Source organism: Bradyrhizobium sp. 197 (genome assembly GCF_023073375.1).
Classification (GTDB): domain Bacteria; phylum Pseudomonadota; class Alphaproteobacteria; order Rhizobiales; family Xanthobacteraceae; genus Bradyrhizobium.
Window position 1 is genome coordinate 142,082 of record NZ_JADPJJ010000143.1, and the last position, 22,541, is coordinate 164,622.

18 protein-coding genes are annotated in these 22,541 nt (G+C 63.0%); 9 read left to right on the plus strand and 9 right to left on the minus strand.

All coding sequences use genetic code 11. The annotated features are described in order from the left end of the window. Positions 1-50: 50 nt before the first annotated feature. Positions 51-3,197: an efflux RND transporter permease subunit gene (locus IVB27_RS32035; protein ID WP_247446788.1), complete on the minus strand. Its 3,147-nt coding sequence runs from the start codon at positions 3,195-3,197 to the stop codon at positions 51-53. Beyond that, complete coding sequence (locus IVB27_RS32040; RefSeq protein WP_247446789.1) at positions 3,194-4,366, minus strand: efflux RND transporter periplasmic adaptor subunit; 1,173 nt, start codon at positions 4,364-4,366, stop codon at positions 3,194-3,196. Before IVB27_RS32040 ends, IVB27_RS32035 begins: the two co-directional genes overlap by 4 nt. Before the next feature lie 367 nt (positions 4,367-4,733). On the opposite strand from IVB27_RS32040, the gene IVB27_RS32045 reads away from it, so the two are divergent. From IVB27_RS32045 to IVB27_RS32075, 7 genes are all read left to right on the plus strand, one after another. After that, on the plus strand, positions 4,734-4,973 hold the full coding sequence (locus IVB27_RS32045) for a hypothetical protein (RefSeq protein ID WP_247345835.1): 240 nt from the start codon (positions 4,734-4,736) through the stop codon (positions 4,971-4,973). 231 nt (positions 4,974-5,204) lie between these two features. After that, on the plus strand, positions 5,205-7,613 hold the full coding sequence (locus tag IVB27_RS32050) for a TonB-dependent receptor (RefSeq protein WP_247446790.1): 2,409 nt from the start codon (positions 5,205-5,207) through the stop codon (positions 7,611-7,613). A gap of 308 nt (positions 7,614-7,921) precedes the next feature. Further along, complete coding sequence (locus IVB27_RS32055) at positions 7,922-10,474, plus strand: TonB-dependent receptor (RefSeq protein ID WP_247446792.1); 2,553 nt, start codon at positions 7,922-7,924, stop codon at positions 10,472-10,474. A gap of 20 nt (positions 10,475-10,494) precedes the next feature. Further along, on the plus strand, positions 10,495-11,184 hold the full coding sequence (locus IVB27_RS32060) for a Fe2+-dependent dioxygenase (protein WP_247446793.1): 690 nt from the start codon (positions 10,495-10,497) through the stop codon (positions 11,182-11,184). Next, the gene (gene exbB / locus IVB27_RS32065) at positions 11,181-12,077 is read left to right on the plus strand and encodes a tonB-system energizer ExbB (RefSeq protein ID WP_247446794.1); all 897 of its coding nucleotides are present in this window, start codon (positions 11,181-11,183) and stop codon (positions 12,075-12,077) included. The genes IVB27_RS32060 and exbB overlap by 4 nt, the downstream gene beginning before the upstream one ends. A gap of 3 nt (positions 12,078-12,080) precedes the next feature. Further along, positions 12,081-12,536 (plus strand): TonB system transport protein ExbD, encoded by a 456-nt coding sequence (gene exbD / locus IVB27_RS32070; protein WP_247446796.1) that lies wholly within the window; start codon positions 12,081-12,083, stop codon positions 12,534-12,536. A gap of 9 nt (positions 12,537-12,545) precedes the next feature. Further along, on the plus strand, positions 12,546-13,361 hold the full coding sequence (locus IVB27_RS32075; RefSeq protein WP_247446797.1) for a TonB family protein: 816 nt from the start codon (positions 12,546-12,548) through the stop codon (positions 13,359-13,361). Here IVB27_RS32075 and IVB27_RS32080 read toward each other — a convergent pair. From IVB27_RS32080 to gntR, 7 genes are all read right to left on the minus strand, one after another. After that, the gene (locus tag IVB27_RS32080) at positions 13,349-13,771 is read right to left on the minus strand and encodes a hypothetical protein (protein ID WP_247447001.1); all 423 of its coding nucleotides are present in this window, start codon (positions 13,769-13,771) and stop codon (positions 13,349-13,351) included. The two genes, IVB27_RS32075 and IVB27_RS32080, sit on opposite strands and share 13 nt — an antisense overlap. A gap of 65 nt (positions 13,772-13,836) precedes the next feature. Then, positions 13,837-14,517 (minus strand): site-2 protease family protein, encoded by a 681-nt coding sequence (locus IVB27_RS32085; RefSeq protein WP_247446798.1) that lies wholly within the window; start codon positions 14,515-14,517, stop codon positions 13,837-13,839. 154 nt (positions 14,518-14,671) lie between these two features. Further along, positions 14,672-15,064 carry a GFA family protein gene (locus tag IVB27_RS32090; RefSeq protein ID WP_247345858.1) on the minus strand — a complete coding sequence of 131 codons (393 nt, stop codon included), beginning with the start codon at positions 15,062-15,064 and terminating at the stop codon, positions 14,672-14,674. Between the two features lie 7 nt (positions 15,065-15,071). Then, positions 15,072-15,818 carry an SDR family NAD(P)-dependent oxidoreductase gene (locus IVB27_RS32095; protein WP_247345861.1) on the minus strand — a complete coding sequence of 249 codons (747 nt, stop codon included), beginning with the start codon at positions 15,816-15,818 and terminating at the stop codon, positions 15,072-15,074. Positions 15,819-15,941: 123 nt separating this feature from the next. Further along, the gene (locus IVB27_RS32100) at positions 15,942-16,673 is read right to left on the minus strand and encodes an SDR family oxidoreductase (protein ID WP_247446799.1); all 732 of its coding nucleotides are present in this window, start codon (positions 16,671-16,673) and stop codon (positions 15,942-15,944) included. A 127-nt stretch (positions 16,674-16,800) separates the two neighbouring features. After that, positions 16,801-18,630 (minus strand): IlvD/Edd family dehydratase, encoded by a 1,830-nt coding sequence (locus IVB27_RS32105; protein WP_247345867.1) that lies wholly within the window; start codon positions 18,628-18,630, stop codon positions 16,801-16,803. A gap of 122 nt (positions 18,631-18,752) precedes the next feature. Next, positions 18,753-19,853: an HTH-type transcriptional regulator GntR gene (gene gntR, locus IVB27_RS32110; protein ID WP_247345870.1), complete on the minus strand. Its 1,101-nt coding sequence runs from the start codon at positions 19,851-19,853 to the stop codon at positions 18,753-18,755. A 202-nt stretch (positions 19,854-20,055) separates the two neighbouring features. On the opposite strand from gntR, the gene IVB27_RS32115 reads away from it, so the two are divergent. Both IVB27_RS32115 and IVB27_RS32120 read left to right on the plus strand, forming a co-directional pair. Next, the gene (locus IVB27_RS32115; RefSeq protein ID WP_247446800.1) at positions 20,056-21,117 is read left to right on the plus strand and encodes an ABC transporter ATP-binding protein; all 1,062 of its coding nucleotides are present in this window, start codon (positions 20,056-20,058) and stop codon (positions 21,115-21,117) included. A gap of 75 nt (positions 21,118-21,192) precedes the next feature. Next, positions 21,193-22,506: an ABC transporter substrate-binding protein gene (locus IVB27_RS32120; protein ID WP_247446801.1), complete on the plus strand. Its 1,314-nt coding sequence runs from the start codon at positions 21,193-21,195 to the stop codon at positions 22,504-22,506. Positions 22,507-22,541 lie beyond the last annotated feature (35 nt).

Consider the following 22,541-nt stretch of genomic DNA (forward strand, 5'->3'; position numbering starts at 1 on the left):
GAACCGGGGTCTCGCTCGCTGTAGCGTCGCCAGGCGCGCGGTGCAAGCTGCTACTCGGCAGCTTCCTTAACGGTGCCGTGCGCGATCGTCTCGTCGCCTTCGCCGTCACCCTTACGTCCCCAACCCGAGAACCAGTTGTTGAGCTCGTCGAGATAGAGATAGACGACCGGGGTGGTGAACAGCGTCAGCGCCTGGCTGACGATCAGGCCGCCGACCATGGCGTAGCCGAGCGGCTGGCGGATCTCCGCGCCGGTGCCGTGACTGAGCATCAGCGGCACGCCGCCGAGCAGGGCAGCCATCGTCGTCATCATGATCGGACGGAAGCGCAACAGCGCTGCCTGCCGGATCGATTCCGCCGGCGTCTTGTGCTCGTCGCGCTCCGCGGCGATGGCGAAGTCCACCATCATGATGCCGTTCTTCTTCACGATGCCGATCAGCAGAATAATGCCGATCAAAGCAATGAGGCTGAACTCGAAACCGGCCGCCATTAGGATCGCGAGCGCCCCGACGCCGGCCGAGGGCAGGGTCGAGAGAATCGTGATCGGATGGATGTAGCTCTCGTAGAGGATGCCGAGGATCAGATAGACCACGACCAGCGCCGCGAGGATCAGGAGCGGCACGGTGCCCAGCGACTGCTGGAACGCCTGTGCCGTGCCTTGGAAGCTCGAATTGAGCGTTGGCGGCGCACCGAGATCGGCCATCGCCTTCTGCACGGCCTCCGTGGCCTGGCCGAGCGCGACGCCTTGGGCGAGGTTGAAGCTGATCGTGATCGCCGGGAACTGGCCCTGATGACTGATCGAGAGCGGGCGGACCGGATCGGTGCTCCAGGTCGCAAACGTCGACAGCGGCACCTGGTCCCCGGTCAGCGGCGATTTCAGATAGAGCTTGTTCAGGCTTTCGAGGCTGCCCTGCATCTCCGGGAGGATTTCCAGGATCACCTTGTAGGTGTTGAGCTGGGTGAAATACTGCGTGACCTGGCGCTGGCCGAAGGCGTCGTACAGCGTGTCGTCGATCAGCTGAGGCTGGATGCCGTAGCGCGCTGCGGTATCGCGGTTGATCTTGAGCTGAACCGTGGTGCCCCGGGTCTGCTGGTCGGTCGCGACGTCGCGCAGTTGCGGCAACGTCTGCATCTTGGCGAGGATCTTCGGCGCCCAGTCGTTGAGCTCGGCCAAATCGGCGTCCTGCAACGTGAACTCGAACTGCGTGCGCGTCGGCCGGCCGCCGAGCCGGACGTCCTGGGCCGCCTGCATGTAGAGACGGGCGCCCGACACCTTCTCGAGCTGGGGACGCAGCCGCGCGATGATCTGCTGCGCCGAGGTAGTGCGGACGCCGAGCGGCTTCAGCGTGATGAACATGTTGCCGTTGTTGCCGGCGCGGCCGCTGCCGCCGATATTCATCGCGATCGTTGCGACGTCGGGATCGTCCATCACGATCTTGCCGAGCTCGACCTGGCGGCGCTGCATCTCCGCGAACGAGATGTCCTGGGAGGCTTCCGAGGTCGCGGTGATCAGGCCGACGTCCTGCTGCGGGAAGAACCCTTTCGGGATCAGGACGAACAAATAGACCGACAAAGCAAGGGTTGCGAAGAAGATCGCGAGCGTCGTGCGGCGCCAGGCCAGGGCATGGTCGAGCACCCATTCGTAGCCGCGCAGCATCGCATCGAAGCCGCGCTCGCTCCACTGATAGAACTTGCCGTGGGTCACCTCGCCATGGGCGCGCAGGAAGCGCGACGCCATCATCGGCGTCAGGGTCAGCGACACGAACATCGAGACGAAGATCGTCATCGCCAGCACGACGGCGAATTCGCGGAACAGGCGCCCGATGATGCCGCCCATCAGCAGCAGCGGAATCAGCACCGCGACCAGCGAGATACTGATCGACACGATGGTGAAGCCGATTTCCTTGGAGCCCTTGAAGGCGGCCGCCATCGGCGATTCGCCTTCCTCGATGTAGCGGGTGATGTTCTCGAGCATCACGATGGCGTCGTCGACGACGAAGCCGACCGCGATGGTGAGCGCCATCAGCGACAGATTGTCGAGCGAATAGCCGACCACCCACATCAAGGCGCACGCGCCCAGCAGCGCCAGCGGAACCGTGATGGTGGGAATGACGGTCGCCCAGAAACTGCGCAGGAAAATGAAGATGACCATGACCACCAGCGCAATGGTCAGCAGCAGCGTGAACTGGACGTCCTCGACGGCGGCGCGGATGGTCGTGGTGCGGTCGCTGATGAGCTCGATCTTGATCGCGGGCGGTATCGCGGCCACGAGGCGAGGCAGGGTGGCCTTGATCCGGTCGACGGTCTCGATCACGTTGGCGCCCGGCTGCTTGAATATCACCAGGAACACGCCGCGCTTGCCATTGGCCCAGGCCGCCTGCTTGGCGTCTTCAGCGCCACTGACCGCCTGGCCGATGTCGCGGATTCGCAAGGGACCGCCATTGCGATAGGCGATGATGACGTCGTTCCAGTCCTTGGCCTGGGTCAGCTGGTCATTGGCGTAGATCGTGTAGGCGCGCTTCGGGCCGTCGATATTGCCTTTGGGGCTGTCGACCGTGGTGATCGCGATCTGGCTGCGCACGTCCTCCATCGACAGGCCCTTGGCGACGAGTTTCGCCGGATCGATCTGGATGCGGATGGACGGTTTCTGCTGGCCGCCGATGAACACCTGCGCGACGCCCGAGAGCTGGCTGATCTGCTGGGCGAGCTGGGCATCGACCGCGTCGCTGACGCTGGTCAGCGGCAATGTATCGGAGGTCGCCGACAGCAGCAGGATCGGCGCGTCGGCCGGGTTGACCTTGCGGTAGGTCGGCGGCGAGGGCAGATTCTTTGGCAGCTGGCCGCTCGCGGCATTGATGGCGCCCTGCACGTCATTGGCGGCGCCGTCGATGCTGCGGTTGAGGTCGAACTGGATCGTGATCGACGCCGTGCCCAGATAGCTCGTCGAGGTCATCTGGGCGATGCCCGGGATCTGGGCGAATTGCCGTTCGAGCGGCTGGGCCACCGACGAGGCCATGGTCTCCGGGCTGCCGCCCGGCAGATTGGCGGTGATCTGGATGGTCGGGAAGTCCACCTGCGGCAGCGGCGCGACCGGCAGCAGGGGATAGGCGACGAGACCGACGAAGAGAATGCCGGCCATCAGCAGCGAGGTGCCGATGGGATAACGGATGAAAGGTGCCGAAATCCCTCCCGCGTTCATTCCTGTCGAACCTTGTTCTGGGCCGGATCCGTACTCGCCACGGCCGTGGAGACGAGGCTTCCCGGCTGGACCTTGAATTGGCCGCCGGTGATCACTTGTTGCCCGGGCGTCAGCCCTTCGTCGATGACCGAACGCCCGTCGATGCCGTAGCTGACCTTGATCTTGTGCATCTCGGCCTTGTTGTCCTGATTGACGGTATAGGCATAGAGGCCGTTGGTGGAGTGCTGGACCGCGTCATCGGGAACGACGGTCGCATCTTTCAAGGTGCGCACCAGAAGGCGCGTCGACACCGACTGCCCGGGCCACAGCGCGTGGTCCTTATTGTCGAACACCGCCTTGAGCCGGATCGTCCCGCTGCTCGTGTCGACCTGATTATTGATGACCGCGAGCTTGCCCTCGGCCAGCGTCTTCTTGCCGTCGGTGGTGAAAGCGATCACCTTGAGCGCGGCGGCCTTCTGGCCCTCGCTGATATAGGGAAGCTGATCCTCCGGCGCCGTGAAGATCACCGAGATCGGCTCGACCTGCGATATCGTGACGATGCCGGTCTGCGTCGAGGCGTTGACAATGTTGCCCACGTCGACCTGGCGCAGGCCCGCGACGCCGGTGATCGGTGCCTTGACCTGGGTGTAGTCGAGCTGGGTCTGGGCGTTGGAGATCGCGGCATCGTCGGCGGCGATCTGCGCAGTGAGCTGGGCAACCGTGGAGCGCTGGGTGTCGACCCGCTGTGCGGTGGCGAATTCGCCGAGCTTCATGGCGCGCTGGAGCTCGAGATTGGCGTTGGCCAGGTTCGCCTCGTCCTGGGCCCTCTTGGCCTTGGCCTGGTCGAGCGTGGCTTGATAGGGGCGGGGATCAATCGAGACGAGAAGCTCGTCCTGCTTGACGATCTTGCCTTCGGTGAAGGCGATCTTGTCGATCTGGCCATCCACCCGCGTCCGGACTTGTACGGTGTTGAAGCCCGCAACCGTGCCCAGACCGGTCAGGTAGACCGGGAAGTCGACCTTCTGGACCGGCGAAACACTCACGAGGACGGCGGGCGGGCGCTGCGGACCCTTCTGCGCGGTCTGGGTTTTTGCGGCGTCGGGCGAGCCGAATTTGTGCCAACCATAGTAACCCGCGGAGGCCACGGCCGCGATGATCAGAATCCAGAGGATCGGCCGGGACTTTTTCATATCGTCTCGTGTCGGCTCTCGTGCCCTAAGCTACAATCATTGGGTTCCAAGGCGCCTGTATAATACACGCCAAGTTCCAGAGTAAACAGCACTATCGGTTGAGAATCCTAAACAATTGGAAAGCTTTGCACTGTCTAGGCAGCTCCGTGGCGCTACGGTGTGCAGCACTGCATTTTCCCGGCGTGAACGATCAGCGTGCAAACCTTGTGCAATGCTCGAAAGCGGTGTGCGCCACGCTGAATGGCGCCGCGCAGAGCCGCCGGGGCGGACGCTTTACAAGAACGGTTCTAAACCGTGCAGAGGCCGTTTCGGTTGTCAGGAAAATCGGCATCGTTCATATCGGCCCCGCCACCAGAGGGAGCGCAGGATGGACGAGCTGAACGGCAAGCTGATCGCGTGTCAGATTCTGATCACGGGACTGATCGCACGCGTTGCCAACGAGCAGCGTGATCCCCTGCGCTTCCTCACGGACTTCCGCGACGAGATCAAAGCCGTCGTCAACGGCGTCAACATCGCCGGCATGGACGATAGCGATCGCGTGCGCGCCGTGGCGCAGAAGACCATCGACGAATTGTTCTCGCTGATGAAGCCGCCGAGCAGCGATTGAGCTGCAACACGCTACCGTGTGAAGCAAGGCGCGTGCAGATCAACTGCATCACTATGTCGCGCGGATTTAGATCGATTACAAAGCTCGATTTTAGAATCGATTTGAACTGGACGATTTCAAGTGATCGAACGGATCACACTGCATTGACCTGCATTTTCTCGATCGATAGCACCGGCCCATCGTTCATCGCGCATGTTGCGGATCGATGAATTCAAGATGGGGTGCGTTGGGATGGAGCTGGCAGTTGTGCCGCGATCGTTGCGTTCGATCGCAGGGGGGCATTCGGTTGAGAACAAGTTCGATGGGCATTCTGGCAAGGCGGTTTCTGCCGTTGCAGGATTGATCGCGGTGGCGTCGGTGTCGAGCGGCGCAGAGGCGCAGCAGTCGAACCTGCCGCCGGTGACGGTCGACGCTCCCGTCGCGCGTCCGCGTCCCGCGGTTTCGAAGCCGACGCCGGATCAGGTCCGCGCGCGCAATGCGCTTCGGCGCGCCGCGCAGCGGCAGCAGGCGGCGCAGCAGACCGCGCCCACGGTCCCGGCCGGCGAAGTCGATCGCAATCCCTATTCCGATCCGGCGGCGCCCTACAAGGTCGACCACGTCCAGGCCTCCGGCAAGTTTCCCGAGCCGATGCTGAACACGCCGAAGACCATCACGGTGCTCAGCAAGGAAGTGCTCGAGGACAAGAATGCCACGACGCTGAAGGAGATCGGCCGTTCGACCGCCGGCGTGACGCTGGGATCGGGTGAGGGCGGCAACGCCTTCGGCGACCGCTTCTTCATCCGCGGCTTCGACGCGCGAAACGACGTCTTCATCGACGGCATCCGCGATCCCGCGGTCTCGATCCGCGAGAACTTCTTCACCGAGCAGATCGAGATTCTGCGCGGGCCAGCCTCGTCCTATGCCGGCCGCGGCACCGCCGGCGGCGCCATCAACATCGTCACCAAGCAGGCCGGCGACACCAACTTCAAGCGCATGGATACCGAGTTCGGCACCGACAGGACCAAGCGCGTCACGATCGATGTCAACCAGGTGATCGATCCGACCTTCTCGGTGCGCACCGGCGGCATGTTCCAGGATGCCAACGTCGCCGGCCGCGACTACGTCACCGACAATCGCTGGGGCAGTTTCATCTCGACCAAGTACACCCCGACCAGCGACATCAAGATCACCACGAACTACGTCCATACCGATCTCAGCGGCCTGCCGGATTTCGGCGTGCCTTATTACAAGAAGGGTAACGTGCCGGTGACGTCCGCCGGCATTCCGCGTGGAAACTGGTACGGCTTCCTCAACCGCGACTTCCAGACCGCGCGGCAGGATTTCGGCACCGGCACGATCGAGTACAAGGTCAACGAGGCCATCACGCTGAGCAGCAAAGTGCGCGGCGAGCACTCGCTGCTGAACTACATCGGCACGCTGCCGCAGAACCCGAATACGACCAGCCCCAATCCCTTGCTCTGGACCACGACGGCCAGCGCGCAGAGCCGGCTGCAGAACGTGGACGTGTGGGCCAACCAGAACGAGGCCACGTTCAAGCTCGACACCGGCGGGGTGAAGCACACTGCCGTATTCGGCGTGGAATATGCGAACGAGAACATCTCGATCGACCGTTACGCCGGCCTCGCGTCGGAACTGGCCGGCAGCGCCTTCACCAGCACCGGCGCCGTTACAGGGGTCAATCTCTATTCCCCCCAGTACACCAACATCCCGTTCGGATCGCCGTCGTTGACCGGAAATCCGACGCGCTATGGTGTCAACACCAGCAGCGTGTACGTCATGGATACCGCCAACTGGCAGGACACGATCATCGTCAATGGCGGCATCCGTTACGACGGCTACAACATGAGCTCGTCGACCAACTCGCCGAATTACCTGAAAATGAACGCCGACCTCGTCAACTACAACGTCGGCCTGGTCTACAAGCCGACGTCGATCGGCAGCGTCTATGCGGCCTATGCGACCTCGGCCAATCCGTTCGGCTCGGAGCTTGACGCGACCGGCACCGACTACGGTGGCGTTCCGGCCAACACGGCCATCCTGCTCGGGCCCGAGCGCAACAAGGCGGCCGAACTCGGCACCAAATGGGAGCTGGCGGATCGTCACCTGCTGGTCAGCGCTGCGCTGTTCCAGACCACGAAGGACAATGCGCGCGAGACAAACGCCGCGGGCCTGCTCACGTCGAACGCTGCCTACCGCATCCAGGGCATCGACATCGAGGCCGAGGGCAAGATCACCGATCGCTGGAGCATCTTCGGCGGCATCGTGCTGATGCAGTCGAAGGTCACGCAGAGCAACATCGCCTCCAACCTCGGCCTGCAGCTCGCCAACGTCGCGCACCAGTCGTTCAGCATGCTGACCAAGTACAAGTTCGATGGCGGCTGGGAGCTGGGCGGGCAGGCGGTGTACCGCTCGAAAGTCTATGGCGGCACGTTCGCGGCCAATACCGGCAACGAGCTCGCGAGCTACTGGCGCTTCGACGCGTTCGTCGAGAAGAAGATCGACAAGAACTGGACCATGAAGTTCTACGCGCAGAATCTCACCAACAAGCTCTACTACGATACGCTCTACCGCAGCGCCGTGCCGTTCGTGGCGGTCGCGCCGGGCCGGGCATTCTATCTCGTGACGACGACGAAGTTCTGATTTCGTCTATCCAAGGCTGGGATGTCCGCCATGGCGGGCATCCCTCCACCTTCCGCATCCGATGGTGAGAGTGCGTGCCACCGGTGTCCGAGGGACAAAATCGGCATCAGTTTAGAACGCTTACAAACTCGAGATTAGAACGCTTACAAAGTGACGCGCGCAGGCAAGTTTAGAATTGCTTTGAAATGGGCGGATTCCTCCGCTGTGTTGCCGTGATCGCGTTGACCCCCATCAATACGCCCGATAGCACCGGTGCGTCGCGTTGTCGCAACGCGGCCAATGGAAGCAAAAACACTGCGGGGCGTGTGATGAGCATGACGAAAACACCGCGATCGTTGCGTCCGGTCGCTGTTCGGAAATCATTCGGCAACAATTTGGATGCTGCGACGGGCAAGACCGTTTCTGCAGTGGCCAGTCTGATCGCCGTCGCGTCAGTTTCGAGCGGGGCTCAGGCGCAGCAGTCGAACCTGCCGCCGGTGACGGTCGATGCGCCGGTCCAGCGTCCGCGCCCCGTGGCTTCGAAACCGGCGGCCGACCAGGTCCGCGCGCGCAATGCGCTTCGGCGCGCGGCGCAGCGGCAGCAGGCAGCCACGGCGCCAGTAGTCAATCCAGGCGGTCTTGCGGCCGACCGTGATCCGTACGCAAATCCCGCCGCGCCTTACATGGCGACCCGGGTGCAGGCGTCAGGCAAATTCCCCGAGCCGATCCTCAACACGCCAAAATCGATCACTGTGCTTACAAAGGATGTGCTCGAGGACATGAACGCCACGTCGCTGAAACGGGCGATCCTGAGTACGGCTGGCGTGACGCTTGGAACAGGCGAGGGCGGCAACGCCTTCGGTGACCGCTTCTTTATCCGCGGCTTCGACGCCCGCAACGACATCTTCATCGACGGTGTCCGCGATCCCGGCGTGAGCGTTCGTGAGAACTTCTTCACCGAGCAGGTTGAGATCCTGCGCGGTCCCGGCTCGACCTTTGCCGGTCGCGGTGTCGCCGGTGGTGCGATCAACATCGTCACCAAGCAGGCGACGACGGAGAAGAGCTTCTACAACATGGACACCACGTTTGGCACCGACCAGACCAAGCGTGTCACCCTCGACGTCAACCAGGTGATCAACCCGACACTGGCCGTTCGTGCCGGCGGCCTGTTCCAGGATGCCGATGTCGCCGGGCGCGATTTCGTCAAGGACAATCGCAATGGCGCTTTCGTCGCGACGACCTGGAAGCCTGTCGATGCTGTCAAGGTCACGGCTGGTTACATTCATACCGAATTGACGGGAGTTCCGGACTTCGGTGTGCCCTATTATCGGCCGAGCACCGCGTCGACCGCCGGCGGTCCGTTCCCGGACTTCGGCGCCAACCGCAACAACTGGTATGGCCAGATCAATCGCGACTTCTACCGGACCGGCCAGGACATCGGTTCGCTCAACGCGGAAGTGCAGATCACCCCGGACCTGATGGTCAGCAACAGGTTCCGTGCGTCGCGCTCGACGCAGAACTACGTCGGAACGCTGCCGGAGAGCCCGATCAACGGCACCCCGCTGTCGGCTTCCACGCTCACGATGAATCCGCAGAGCCGTCTCCAGATCACCGACGTGATCGCCAACCAGACGGAGGCGACCTACAAATTTCAGGACGGGGCCGGGTTCAAGCATACCGCGCTGGCGGGAATTGAAGTCGATCGCGAGAGATCGTCGATCGACAAATATCTCGGGCTCACCTCGGAGGGGAACGGAGTGCCCGTAAGCCCATCCGGTTCGCCGACGGGCGTCAGCGTCTTCTTTCCCCAAGATACGTTTTTGCCCGGTAAAGCGCTCGCGCTGGCAGGGCTGCCGACCAAAATCGGCATCGACACCGTCAGCGGCTACGTCATGGATAGCGCGAATTATCGCGACCTCCTGATCCTCAACGGCGGTTTCCGCTACGATAATTACAAGATCAACACGTCGGGATACGGAACGGTCGGTGGCGTGAGCCAGTTTGGCCAGCAGTCTGCCGAGTTCCTGATTCCGAACTTCAACCTCGGTCTCACGCTCAAGCCGCTTCCGAATGGCAGCGTCTACGTGGCGTATGCGACCTCAGCGAATCCCGTCGGTGCCGAGTTCGATGGGACGAGCACCGCTTATGGTGGTCTCACACCCGTCCTCAACGGCAGTTCGAACCAGATTTTCGGGCCGGAGAAGAACAAGGCGATCGAGCTCGGCACGAAATGGGAGTTGTTCGACCGTCACCTTTTGCTGACGGCGGCGCTGTTTCAGACCACGAAGGACAACGCGCGCGAATCGCAGAACATTACCGCGGCAACGGCAACGGCGACTTGTCCCTATCCAGTAACTGTACCGGCGACTACCGGCTCGGTGTCGTGTATCACGGCCGGCGCAGCCTACCGCATCCGCGGCATTGATCTCGGTGTCGGTGGCAAGATCACCGACAAGTGGAGCGTATTCGGCGGTCTCGTACTGATGCAGTCGGAGGTGACGCAGTCGCTGGCGCCGTCCGCGAACAAGACCCTGTATCCCACCAACGTCGGCCGTCCGCTCGCCAATGTTGCGCACGAGTCGTTCAGCCTGCTCTCGAAATACCAGCTCACCGATGTCTGGGAGCTTGGCGGGCAGGCGGTTTACCGCTCGAAGATCTACGGCGGCACCTTGCTCGCGGCCAACCAGGGCACGTCGATCCCAAGCTACTGGCGCTTCGACATGTTCGCGGAGGCCAAGATCAACAAGAACTGGCAGGTCAAGCTGTTCGTGAACAACATCTTCGACAAGCGCTACTACGACGCGCTGTACCAGAGCGCGGCACCGTTCGTGCTGGAAGCACCGGGACGCGCCGCCTATCTGGTGATCTCGGCGCGCTACTGATGAAGTCATGACGAGGTGCCATGCTGACATGCATTGAAGGCGTTTTGAGCAAGGATGATGTGGCGGATTTCCGCCGCATCATGGACGCCAGCGAATGGGAAGACGGGCGCTCCACCGCCGGCTCGCAGTCGGCGATGGTCAAGCGCAACGAGCAATTGCCGCCGGACAGCGAGATCGCGCGAAAACTCGGCAACCGCATCATCTCGGCGCTGACGTCGAACCCGCGCTTCATCGCGGCGGCAATTCCGCTCCAGATTTTCCCGCCGTTATTCAACCGCTATGCGGCCAGCAGCGGCCACCATTTTGGGCTGCATGTCGACAATGCCATCCGCGGCGACCGCCTGACCGGCCTTCGCATCCGTACAGACCTGTCGGTCACCTTGTTCCTGGCCGAGCCGGAGGAGTACGACGGTGGCGAACTTGTGATCGAGGACAGCTACGGTTCGCACGAAGTCAAGTTGCCAGCCGGGGACTGCGTGCTCTATCCCTCGACCAGCCTCCATCTCGTCACCCCGGTGACGAGGGGAACGCGGGTTGCGTCTTTCTTCTGGCTTCAGAGCATGATACGGGACGATCAAGCCCGGAGCATGATCTTTGACCTCGACACCGCGATTCAGGCGCTGGTGGAACGGCTCGGGCGTGACGATCCCGAAACGGTCAAATTGACGGGTATCTATCACAACCTCATTCGCTACTGGGCCGAAGTATGAAGATCATGTCCTTCCAAGCAAGCGTTGCCGCAGCCTTGATGTTGGCGGCCGCCTGGCTCGCATCGCCTGTTTCTGCCCAGACACAAAGCCCGCCGGCGACGCCGGTCCAATCGACAGCTCAGCCGGCCGCGCCCGCCGCGGCTCCCTCAGCCGCCGCGCCGGCGGCGGCAAAGCCCGATGCGGCGGTCGGCATCGCGCCGGCCATGAAGGAACTGTCGCCCTGGGTGATGTTCCAGTCGGCGGACATCATCGTGAAGGCGGTGATGATCGGGCTCGCCTTCGCATCGCTGATGACCTGGACGGTGCTGATCGCCAAGTCGATCGAGCTGTCGGTTGCCTCGACCAAGCTTCGTTCGGCCCTGAAGAAGATTGCGGAGGCGCGCTCGCTCGCGGAAGCGCAGATGGCACTCGGCTCCAAGGAGGGCATCCTGCCGTCGTTCCTGGCGGCGGCGCTACGCGAGGCGCGGATGTCGGCCGGCCTGTCCAGCGATACCGGCATCAAGGAGAGGGCCGCCTCGAGCTTCTCCGAGATCGTGCGCGCGGAGGCGCGGCGCATCCGCGTCGGCATGGGTGTGCTCGCGACCATCGGCTCCACGTCGCCCTTCGTCGGCCTGTTCGGCACGGTGTGGGGCATCATGAACAGCTTCATCGGCATCTCGAAGTCGCAGACCACGAATCTCGCCGTGGTCGCGCCCGGCATCGCCGAGGCGCTGCTCGCGACCGCGATCGGCCTTGTCGCCGCCATTCCCGCCGTCATCATCTACAACTACTTCTCGCGCGTGACGAAGAGCTATCTCGAACTCGTCAGCCGTGCCTCGGGCGCGGCGGGGCGGCTGCTCTCGCGCGATCTCGACCGCAGCCACGGCAGCGTGCATTCGCGCGCGGCGGAGTGAACCATGGGCGTTTCGCTCGCAGACAATGACGACGACGATGATTTCGGCGAGACGCATGAGATCAACGTCACGCCGTTCATCGACGTCATCCTGGTGCTGCTGATCATCTTCATGGTCGCAGCGCCGCTCTCCACGGTCGACCTGCCGATCGATTTGCCGACGTCGAGCGCGACGCCGCAGAAGAAGCCGGACAAGCCGACCTATCTCAGCATCAAGCCCGATTTGACGCTTGCGATCGGAGAGAATCCGGTTCACCGCGCCGAGTTGATCGGCACCCTCGACGGCCTGTCGGACATGAGCAAGGACAAGTATGTCTTCCTGCGCGCTGATCGCTCGGTGCCGTATGGCGAGTTGATGGGCGTCATGGAGCTGTTGCGCGCAGGCGGCTATTCGCGGGTGAAGCTGGTTGCGCTGGAAGGCGCTCCGGGGGCGCCTGCGGCAGGCGCCGCTCAGCCTTAGAGGCCCGCTATGTCGGACGAACCCAGACCACCCCGGAAGCTTTGGATTTTGGCAGCGGTGGCAGCGCTCGCGCTGCATCTGGGTGGTGCCGCGCTCGCGCTGGCCCATTTACAAACCGATGACGGCGACGATGGCCTGGGGGCAGCCGGCGCGGAGTTCGCCGTCGAGATGGCCTCGCCGAAGGCGCCTGACACCGATCTTCCGCCCGGACCGGACAGTGAAGCGATGCAGGAGCAGCAGGCGCTTCCCGAGCAAAAAGCCGAGACCAAGGAAACCGAGCTTCCGAAGGATCAGTCGCAACAGGTCGACGATCCCGATCGGGTCGTCACCGAAAACATCTCGAAGAAGCCGCAGGACGAGGACCCGAAGATCGCGGCGATTGAAACCCCCGCTGCGGAGGCCTCGCCGCAGTCCGTTGCGACGGCGCGGCAGACACTCGATGAGGACGCCCGCGAGGCCGAGAAGGCGCTGGCGCCTGTGCTTGGCATCGGCAAGGACATGCTGAAGCTCACGGCCGACTGGAATCGCAAGATCAGCGCGCACCTCACGGCCCACAAGGTCAATCCGGAGGGGAAGCAGCCCAACAATCAGAAGGTCAAGGTTTCCTTCGCGATCAACCGACGGGGCAACGTGCTTTCGGTCGACGTCGTGGAGTCGTCCGGGGATGCAGCTTACGATACGGCCGCGATCTCGATCGTCCGCAAGTCCGATCCCGTCCCGCAGCCGCCGGCCGGGCTGACCGAAGACCGGTTCGAGCGCACCGTCGACATCATCTTCACGCCGCCGGACGCCAAGAAAAAGAAGAAGGCGGCTCAGCGCCAGTAGAGCCTGATCGCGACATAGACAACGACCAGGCAGGCGAAGATCAGCGCCACCGGAAGCGGACGTTTCTGGGTTGCGCCTGCGGTCGCTGTCCCGAAGAAACTGACCTTTTTCGGCTTCGGTTCTGGGCGGCGGAAGGCGGTAACATTGTCCGACGCCGTTTCAGGCGCCCGGGGACGGACGTCGGGCGGGGTTCCTGCGCCGCCCATCTCGGAATAATAGGCCTTGTAGATCACGCCGATGATGGCCTCTGTGGCCTCGCCCTCGTTCATCTGCGCCAGCATGTTCTTGTAGCTGACGAGGAACTCCTGCGCTTCCGGAGGCAGCGCGGACGACCCGTTGAGCTTGGCCATCATCTTCCAGGTGGCAAAATCGGCGCGGGCGCGGGTGTCGGCGCGTCGCGCGATCAGCATATCGGCAGCTTTGACCAAGTCGGCCTCGAGCCCTTCGGCTTGTGTTCGGGTGTGTGGCTGTTCAACTACGCATTGCCGGTCAGAATGAGAACAGTCTGAATCACATAACCGGTCAACGTTCGCAGTATTGCTGAAATAACATCAAGATTTAGACCGAACTGGGAGCCCGCCAGCGGCAGCAGGATCAAGAGACCGATCAGGATCAGCATCCCGAACGGCTCAAGCCGGGCCAGCGGCAGGGCGAGAGGCCGGGGCAACAGCCCGACCGCGACACGCCCGCCATCGAGCGGCGGAATCGGCATCATATTGAACACCGCCAGCACCGCGTTGATCAACAGCGCATTCTTGAGGTTGTCGAAGATCCACTGCGCCGAGCTGGCCGGCACCCAGGGCAGGGCGTGCAGGGCAAGAGCTGCGACGAGCGCCAGCAGGATGTTGGTGACGGGCCCGGCCAACGCCACCCAGACCATGTCGAGCCGGGGATGGTTGAGGTTGCGATAATTCACCGGTACCGGCTTGGCATAGCCGAACAGGAACGGCGAATGCGCAAACAGCAGCATCGCCGGCAGGATTACGGTGCCGAATGGGTCGATATGCTTGAGCGGGTTGAAGCTGACGCGGCCGAGCTGCCAGGCCGTGGTGTCACCGAGACGGTATGCGACGAAGGCGTGCGCGGCCTCGTGGAAGGTGATGGCGAGCACCAGCGGCAGCACCCACACCGATATGTCATAGAAAGAAATGTTCACGGCTCGTCCGTCCCGGTTTGCCTGTGGTCATGCAGCCGACCCAGCCAAACCGGTGGTGCAGCAACGCTTCACCTCAACATAGGGTGGCCGGTTCCGAAATGCCACGCTGCAAATGATCCGCGTGGCCCCGAAGCCGCTATGCTGCCCCCAAAATTCACGCCGGGATCGTGCCCGGATACTGCGTCAGCCCGTCGTCGAGCTTCAGCCAGGCGAGCTTCTCCGAGACCCAGATGTGCTCGGTCGGCGCGAAGGCGTTGCGATCATCGAACGTGGTGAGTGCGACGCCCGCCAGCGTGCCGTTGCGCCGCCATGAGAACAGGCGCGTGCCGCAGCGTTTGCAGAACACGCGATCGATGTTCTCGGACGACGCATAGCGGGCGGTGTCACCCTCGATGGTCAGGGCGCGCTGGTCGAACTGCGCGCGGACGAAGTAGGGCGAGCCCATTGCCTTCTGGCACATGCGGCAATGGCAGATGCGAACGTTGAGCGGCTCGCCTTCCGCCTTGAACCGCACCGCGCCGCAGAGGCAGCCGCCTTCTCTGATCATGATGCCCTCAGTATGTTGCCCGCCCGCCGGAGATGTCGAACACGGCGCCGGTCGAGAACGCGCAGTCCTCCGATGCGAGCCAGGCCGCCATCGCGGCGAGCTCTTCCACCAGCACGAAGCGCGCTTTGGGGATTTTCGACAGCATGAAGTCGATATGCTGCTGCGTCATCTGGTCGAAGATCGCGGTCTTCGCAGCCGCGGGTGTCACCGCGTTGACGAGGATGTCATGCGCCGCCAATTCCTTGCCGAGCGACTTCGTCAGCGCGATCAGGCCGGCCTTGGAGGCCGAATAGTGCGAGGCGTTCGGATTGCCTTCCTTGCCGGCGATCGAGGCGATGTTGACGATGCGCCCGTATTTCTGCTTGAGCATCGTGGGGACGATCGCCTTGCAGACGATAAAGGGACCGTCGAGGTTGATGCGCAGCACCTTGCGCCATTCCTCGAGATCGGTTTCCCAGACCGGTTTGTTGACGCCGGCGATGCCCGCATTGTTGACGAGGATGTCGATCTTGCCGAAGGCGGCAAGCGTCGCATCGCGGGCCTGCTCGACGGCTGCGGTATCGGTGACGTCGACTTTGAAGATGCGGACGCTGTCGCCGATCTCCTTCGCCGTCTTCTCGGCCAGCGCGGCGTCAAAATCCCAGATCGCGACCTCGGCGCCGGAATCGACAAAACGCTGGGTTATGGCGCGGCCAAAGCCCTGCGCGCCGCCGGTGACGATGGCGACGCGGCCGTTGAGATCGATCTTGTTCATCGCGAAATCCCTTCATCTATCCCTCATGGTGAGGAGCGCGCACTTGGCGCGCGTCTCGAACCATTGAGCCCGTGGTCCATCCCTCGAGACGCCGCTGTCGCGGCTCCTCGGGATGAGGACTAATCAGAGCATGTAGCCGCCGTCGACGACGAGGTCGACGCCGGTGGTGAAGGCGCTCTCGTCACTGCCGAGATAGATCGCCATCGACGCGATCTCGTCGGCGGTGCCGAGCCGGCCCATCTTCTGGCGGGAGACGAACATCTCCTTGCCCTGCGGGCCTTGCGCGGCAGCGCGGTCGAGCATCGAGGGCGTCTCGACGGTGCCGGGGCAGATGCTGTTGCAGCGGATACCCTTGGTGATGAAGTCGAGCGCGACCGCGCGCGTCAGCAGGGACACCGCGGCCTTCGAGGAGCTGTAGACGTAGCGATTGGCCGGCGGCCGCAGCGCCGCGCAGGAGGAGATGTTGACGATGCTGCCACCGCCGCCCGCGAGCATGTCCGGCAGGAATGCCCTGATGGTCCGGTGCATCGACTTGACGTTGAGGTCGAACGAGAAATCAAAGTCCTCTTCCGAGCACTCCAGGATGGTGCCGTGATGCACGAAGCCCGCCGCATTCAGCAGGATGTCGACCTTGCCGACGCGCTTGGCGAAGGCATTGACGTCGGCGGTGTTGCGAACGTCGAGCTTCGCCGTCTCGGCAATGCCTTCCTTGGCCAGGCCCGTGATGCCGCTCTCGTTGATGTCGGTGGCGATCACGGTCGCGCCTTCACGCGCGAATGCGATGGCGCATGCGCGTCCGATGCCTGCCGCTGCAGCCGTGATGACGGCACGCTTTCCTTTGAGGCGGTCTGCCATTTGTAATTCTCCTCACCTTGCATTGGAATTTCGAGCCGTCATTGCGAGCGAAGCGAAGCAATCCAGAATCTTGCCTCGGAGGCAGTCTGGATCGCTTCGTCGCTTCGCTCCTCGCAATGACGAGTGGTTAGTGATTATCCCGCGCGACACCAAACGTGCCGGCGACGTTCTGGTAGCGTGTCGCCAACTCCATGCAGGCGCCGGTCGACTGCTGGCCGACGGTGTTGCGATAAAGCTCCTGCCACGGCGTCTGGTTCGGCGGATGCTTGAAGCCGCCATTGGCCGCCAGTTCGGCATGGCGCTTCTTCACCTCGTCGTCGGAGATGAGAATGTTGGCGCTGCCCTTGTTGAGGTCGATGCGCACCTTGTCGCCGTTCCTGAGGATCGCCAGCCCGCCATTGGCGGCAGCTTCCGGCGAGGCGTTGAGGATCGAGGGCGAGCCCGATGTGCCGGACTGGCGGCCGTCACCGATGCAGGGCAGGGCGAGGATGCCGCGTTTGATCAACGCCGCCGGCGGCTGCATGTTCACGACCTCGGCGCCGCCGGGATAGCCGATCGGCCCGGTGCCGCGGACGAACAGCACGCAATGCTCGTCGATGTCCAGCGAGGCATCGTCGATCCGCTCGTGATAGTCCTCGGGACCCTCGAACACGATGGCGCGGCCCTCGAAGGCGTTGAGGTCCTTGGGGTTGCTGAGATAGCGGTCGCGAAACTCCTTGGAGATCACGCTGGTCTTCATGATCGCTGAATCGAACAGATTGCCGCGCAGCACCAGGAACCCGGCGTCCTTGACCAGCGGCTTGTCGTAATTCCAGATCACGTCGTTGTCGGGCTTTGCCGCATTGGCGCAGTTCTCGCCGATGCCGCGGCCGTTCACGGTGACCGCGTTCTCGTGGATGCGCTTGTGCTTCATCAATTCGCGCACCACCGCCGGTATGCCGCCGGCGCGATGGAATTCCTCGCCGAGATAGAAGCCGGCCGGCTGCATGTTGACCAGCAGCGGCACGTCGTGGCCGACCTTCTGCCAGTCGTCGATCGAGAGCTCCACGCCGATGTGGCGCGCCAGCGCGTTGATGTGGATCGGCGCGTTAGTCGAGCCGCCGATTGCCGAGTTGATCACGATGCAGTTCTCGAACGCCTCGCGGGTCAGGATGTCCGAGGGCTTTAGGTCCTCCCAGACCATCTCGACGGCGCGCTTGCCCGTCTCATAGGCAATCTGGCCGCGCTCGCGATAAGGCGCGGGGATCGCCGCACAGCCCGGTAGCGAGAAGCCGAGCGCTTCCGCAAGCCCGTTCATGGTCGAGGCGGTGCCCATGGTGTTGCAATGGCCGACCGAGGGCGCCGATGACGCCACGATCTCCATGAATTCCTCATAGTCGATCTCGCCTGCGGCGAGCCGCTCGCGCGATTTCCAGACGATGGTGCCGGAGCCGGTGCGCTCGCCATTGTGCCAGCCGTTCAGCATCGGGCCGCCCGACAGCACGATCGCGGGCAGGTTGACGGTCGCGGCCGCCATCATGCAGGCCGGCGTGGTCTTGTCGCAGCCGGTGGTCAGCACCACGCCGTCGAGCGGATAGCCGTAGAGGATCTCGACCAGGCCGAGATAAGCGAGGTTGCGGTCGAGCGCCGCGGTCGGGCGCTTGCCGGTCTCCTGGATCGGATGGGTCGGGAATTCCATCGCAATGCCGCCGGCCTCGCGGATGCCTTCGCGGACGCGATGAGCAAGCTCGATATGGTGGCGGTTGCAGGGTGAGAGGTCGTTGCCGGTTTGTGCAATGCCGATGATCGGCTTGCCGGACTGAAGCTCGGCGCGGGTCAGACCGTAGTTCAAATAGCGCTCCAGATAGAGCGCGGTCATGCCCGGGTTATGCGGATTGTTGAACCATTCCTGCGAGCGAAGGTGGCGCCGAGCGCCGTTCTCGGCGGGGGCATGCCCATTGGTTGGTTTTTTTGTCATTGGTTTCTCCTGCAATGCAAACGCACTGGTGTCCGTTTTATGGTGTCGGCTTGTGCGATGCCCAACGGCGCGAGTGATGATTTGCCTGCCCGCTGGCGGGTCGTTTCCTCACAAATCCGATACTAGTCATGGCCACTTGGTAACGCTACCAATTTGTTCGCAGCGCCCGCGCCTGAAACCGCCGGCCTGTTGTCCGAACGCCGCGCCGAGGAGCTTTGCCGCTCTATCACCTTGAAGCCGAGATCGAGCACCGGATGCTGCGGGCGCCGCCCGTCGATCGCCTCGATCAGCATGGCCGCGGCCGTGTTGCCCATCTCGTAGCGGTTGGTGCGCACGCTGGAGAGGGTCGGCACGGTGGACGCCATGAATTCGAGATCGTTGAAGCCGACGATCGCGATCTGTTCGGGTATCGCAATCTCCCGGCGCCTGCATTCGAACAGCACGCCGAGCGCGAGGTCGTCATTCGCGCAGAACACCGCGTCCATGCCGGGCTCCTGCGCCAGGAGGTCGGTGAAAAGGGCGGCGCCGAGCGTCACCGAGGTCGGTGTTGCCGTCGTGACGACGAGGCGTTGCTCGAACAGTCCAGCGTCCTTCATGGCCGAGACGTATCCGTCGAGCCGCCGCTGCACCCGTGGATCCATCCGCGCGCCGACGAAGCCGATCTTGCGGTGACCTTGCGCGAACAGGTGCGCGATCGCCGCGCGGGCTGCGTCATAGTGCGAAAAGCCGATCATCATGTCGACCGGATTGGGTCCGATCTCCATGATCTGCACAATCGGGCAGTCGGCGGCATCGAGCATCGCGCGCGATTCCGCGGTCTGGTCGATGCCGGTGACGATCAGTCCGGCCGGCTTCTGCGCGAGAAACAGACGCAGCAGCTTCTCCTCCTGGAGAATACTGTAGCGTGTATTGGACAACTGAATCGAGTAACGGCTGCTTTCGGAGGCGTCATAGATGCCGCGCAGCACGTCGGAGAACACGTTGTTGGTCAGTGACGGAATCAAGACGCCGATCACTTCGGTGCGCTGCGAGGCCAACGCGCGTGCCGCCAGGTTGGGCACATAGCCGAGCTCCTTGGCCGCGCTCTCGACCCGTGTCCGCTTGGCGACCGACAGCGCCTCGGGATTGCGGAAGAAGCGGGACGCTGTGATCGGGCTGACGCCGGCCAGTTCGGCGACTTCCGCCAGCCGGATTTTGCCTGACTTGGTGCGTTTTCGACCCATTTGCTGCTCTTAACACACTCACTGTCGCAAACAAAGGAACGTTGACAGCGCTACCAGCACAGACTAACCAAAGACAAATTGCCAAAACCGCACAAACTGCCGACAATGTCCCCCGCTAAGGTTGGGCTTCGTTCGGTGAAGTCTGAAAAAACAAGACGGTCGCGGCGCAAGATGCGTCGTGGACTTTCGAGGAGGGAGCTAGATGTCGTCTGTGCAAATCCGCGACGTGCGGAAATCGTTCGGCAATTTTGAAGTCCTGCACGGCGTTTCGATTCCGATCGAGGACGGCCAGTTCGTCGTCCTGGTTGGTCCCTCCGGCTGCGGCAAGTCGACGCTTCTGCGCATGCTCGCGGGCCTCGAGAACATCACCTCCGGCACGATCTCGATCGGCGACCGCGTCGTCAACAATGTCCAGCCCAAGGAGCGGGACATTGCGATGGTGTTCCAGAACTACGCGCTCTATCCGCACATGACGGTCGGCGAGAACATGGGCTTCTCGATGAAGCTGCGGGGCGAGAGCACCGACGAGATCAACAAGCGCGTCAAGCGCGCCGCCGAAATTCTCGCGCTGTCGCCGCTGCTCGAGCGTTACCCGCGCCAGCTCTCCGGCGGCCAGCGCCAGCGCGTCGCCATGGGCCGCGCCATCGTGCGCGATCCGCAGGTGTTCCTGTTCGACGAACCTTTGTCGAACCTCGACGCCAAGCTGCGCGTCGCGATGCGCACCGAGATCAAGGAACTGCACCAGCGGCTGAAGACAACGACCGTCTATGTCACCCACGACCAGATCGAGGCCATGACCATGGCCGACAAGATCGTCGTCATGCATGACGGCATCGTCGAGCAGATGGGCACGCCGCTCGAACTCTACGACAAGCCCGACAACCAGTTCGTCGCCGGCTTCATCGGCTCGCCCTCCATGAACTTCCTGAAGGGTCATGTGCGCGTCAACGGCGTTGCGACCTTCGAGGGTCCGAACGGCGTCAAGCTGCCGCTCAAGAACGCGCCGGCGGCGTCCGACGGCCGTCCCGTCGTTTACGGCGTGCGGCCCGAGCATTTCACCATCGCCGACGACGGCGCCGACGCCGAGATCGTCGTGGTCGAGCCGACCGGCTCCGAAACGCAGGTGTTTGCGAAGCTCGGTGGTGAGCAGGTCGTCGCGGTCTTCCGCGAACGTCACCAATTCAATCCGGGTGACAAGGTCAAGCTGAAGCCCGATCCTGCAGTGGTTCATCTGTTCGACGAGGCGACGGGCAAACGCGTGTAGCGACGCCGAACGACTGCCCAAGAAGACCCAACACAAGACTACCCAATACAAAATATAAAATTTAGGGAGAGAACGATGAGCGATTTCGACAGGCGAAGTGTGCTTAAAGTCGGCCTCGGTGGCGCGGCGTTGCTGGCTGGCCCGGGCATCGTCCCGGTGCGTGCGGCGACCTGGACCAACACGCCGGAGCCGAACGCCTCCATCCGCGTGCTGCGCTGGAAGCAATTCATCCAGGCCGAGTTCGACAAGTTCGCCGAGCAGACCAAGGCGTTCTCCGAGAAGACCGGCGTCAAGGTCAAGCTCGAGGCCGAGAGCTGGGAGGACATCAGGCCGAAGGCCGCGGTCGCGGCCAATGTCGGCGCCGGTCCCGACCTGATCATCGGCACGCTCGATGATCCCCATAAGTTCCCGGAAAAGCTGATCGATGTGACCGATGTCGCCGACTATCTCGGCGCGCAGTATGGCGGCTGGTATCCGGTTGCCGAACGCTACGGCAAGAAGGGCAACAGCTGGATCGCCATTCCGCAGGGCGCGACCGGCGGCTGCCTGAACTACCGCATCAGCCACGTGAAGGCGGCCGGCTTCGATGAATTCCCCAAGGACACCGCCGGCTTCCTCAAGCTGTGCCAGGCCCTGAAGAAGAACAACACGCCGGCCGGCTTCGCGCTCGGCCACGCCACGGGCGACGCCAACGGCTGGTGCCAGTGGGCGCTGTGGGCATTCGGCGGCAAGGTCGTCAACGACAAGAACGAGGTCGTGATCGACTCGCCGGAGACGATCGCCGCGCTCGAATACGTCAAGCAGCTCTACGAGACCTTCATCCCCGGCGTGCTGTCGTGGAACGACTCGAACAACAACAAGGCGTTCCTCAACGGCGAACTCAGCCTGACGCTGAACGGCATCTCGATCTGGACCGTCGGAAAGAACTCGACCGATCCGAAGCAGCAGGAGATCGCCAAGGACATGAACCACGCGCCGATGCCGATCGGGCCGGTCGGCGTGTCGACCGAGCAGCAGAACGTGCTTGTCTATTACGGTTACAAGCACTCGAAGTATCCCAAGGCGGTCAAGGAATACATCAAATTCATGATGGACAAGGCGAACTACGACGCCTGGGAGGTCTCCTCCAACGGCTACGTCTCGCCGCCGCTTCCGGCCTACAACGACAACCCGGTGTGGACGTCGGATCCGAAGATCACGCCGTATCGGGACTGCCTGAAGCGTTGCCGCGACAACGGCTATGCCGGCGATCTCGGCTATGCCTCCGCCGCCGTGATGGGCGACTTCGTCGTCGTCGACATGTTCGCCGAGGCGGCGTCGGGCTCCGTGACGCCAAAGCAGGCAGCCGCACGCGCGGCCGAGCGCGCCAAGCGTTACTACCAGGTCTGATCAGTTCCAATCTACGCGGCGTCCGGTTCGCCGGA

Coding starts and splice junctions, on each gene's coding strand:
- IVB27_RS32035 (WP_247446788.1), bottom strand. CDS start 3,197: ATGAACGCGGGAGGGATTTCGGCACCTTTCATCCGTTATCCCATCGGC.
- IVB27_RS32080 (WP_247447001.1), bottom strand. CDS start 13,771: ATGCTGATCGCGCGACGCGCCGACACCCGCGCCCGCGCCGATTTTGCC.
- IVB27_RS32115 (WP_247446800.1), top strand. CDS start 20,056: ATGTCGTCTGTGCAAATCCGCGACGTGCGGAAATCGTTCGGCAATTTT.
- IVB27_RS32075 (WP_247446797.1), top strand. CDS start 12,546: ATGTCGGACGAACCCAGACCACCCCGGAAGCTTTGGATTTTGGCAGCG.
- gntR (WP_247345870.1), bottom strand. CDS start 19,853: ATGGGTCGAAAACGCACCAAGTCAGGCAAAATCCGGCTGGCGGAAGTC.
- exbD (WP_247446796.1), top strand. CDS start 12,081: ATGGGCGTTTCGCTCGCAGACAATGACGACGACGATGATTTCGGCGAG.
- exbB (WP_247446794.1), top strand. CDS start 11,181: ATGAAGATCATGTCCTTCCAAGCAAGCGTTGCCGCAGCCTTGATGTTG.
- IVB27_RS32050 (WP_247446790.1), top strand. CDS start 5,205: ATGGAGCTGGCAGTTGTGCCGCGATCGTTGCGTTCGATCGCAGGGGGG.
- IVB27_RS32060 (WP_247446793.1), top strand. CDS start 10,495: ATGCTGACATGCATTGAAGGCGTTTTGAGCAAGGATGATGTGGCGGAT.
- IVB27_RS32040 (WP_247446789.1), bottom strand. CDS start 4,366: ATGAAAAAGTCCCGGCCGATCCTCTGGATTCTGATCATCGCGGCCGTG.
- IVB27_RS32045 (WP_247345835.1), top strand. CDS start 4,734: ATGGACGAGCTGAACGGCAAGCTGATCGCGTGTCAGATTCTGATCACG.
- IVB27_RS32095 (WP_247345861.1), bottom strand. CDS start 15,818: ATGAACAAGATCGATCTCAACGGCCGCGTCGCCATCGTCACCGGCGGC.
- IVB27_RS32105 (WP_247345867.1), bottom strand. CDS start 18,630: ATGACAAAAAAACCAACCAATGGGCATGCCCCCGCCGAGAACGGCGCT.
- IVB27_RS32090 (WP_247345858.1), bottom strand. CDS start 15,064: ATGATCAGAGAAGGCGGCTGCCTCTGCGGCGCGGTGCGGTTCAAGGCG.
- IVB27_RS32055 (WP_247446792.1), top strand. CDS start 7,922: ATGAGCATGACGAAAACACCGCGATCGTTGCGTCCGGTCGCTGTTCGG.
- IVB27_RS32100 (WP_247446799.1), bottom strand. CDS start 16,673: ATGGCAGACCGCCTCAAAGGAAAGCGTGCCGTCATCACGGCTGCAGCG.
- IVB27_RS32120 (WP_247446801.1), top strand. CDS start 21,193: ATGAGCGATTTCGACAGGCGAAGTGTGCTTAAAGTCGGCCTCGGTGGC.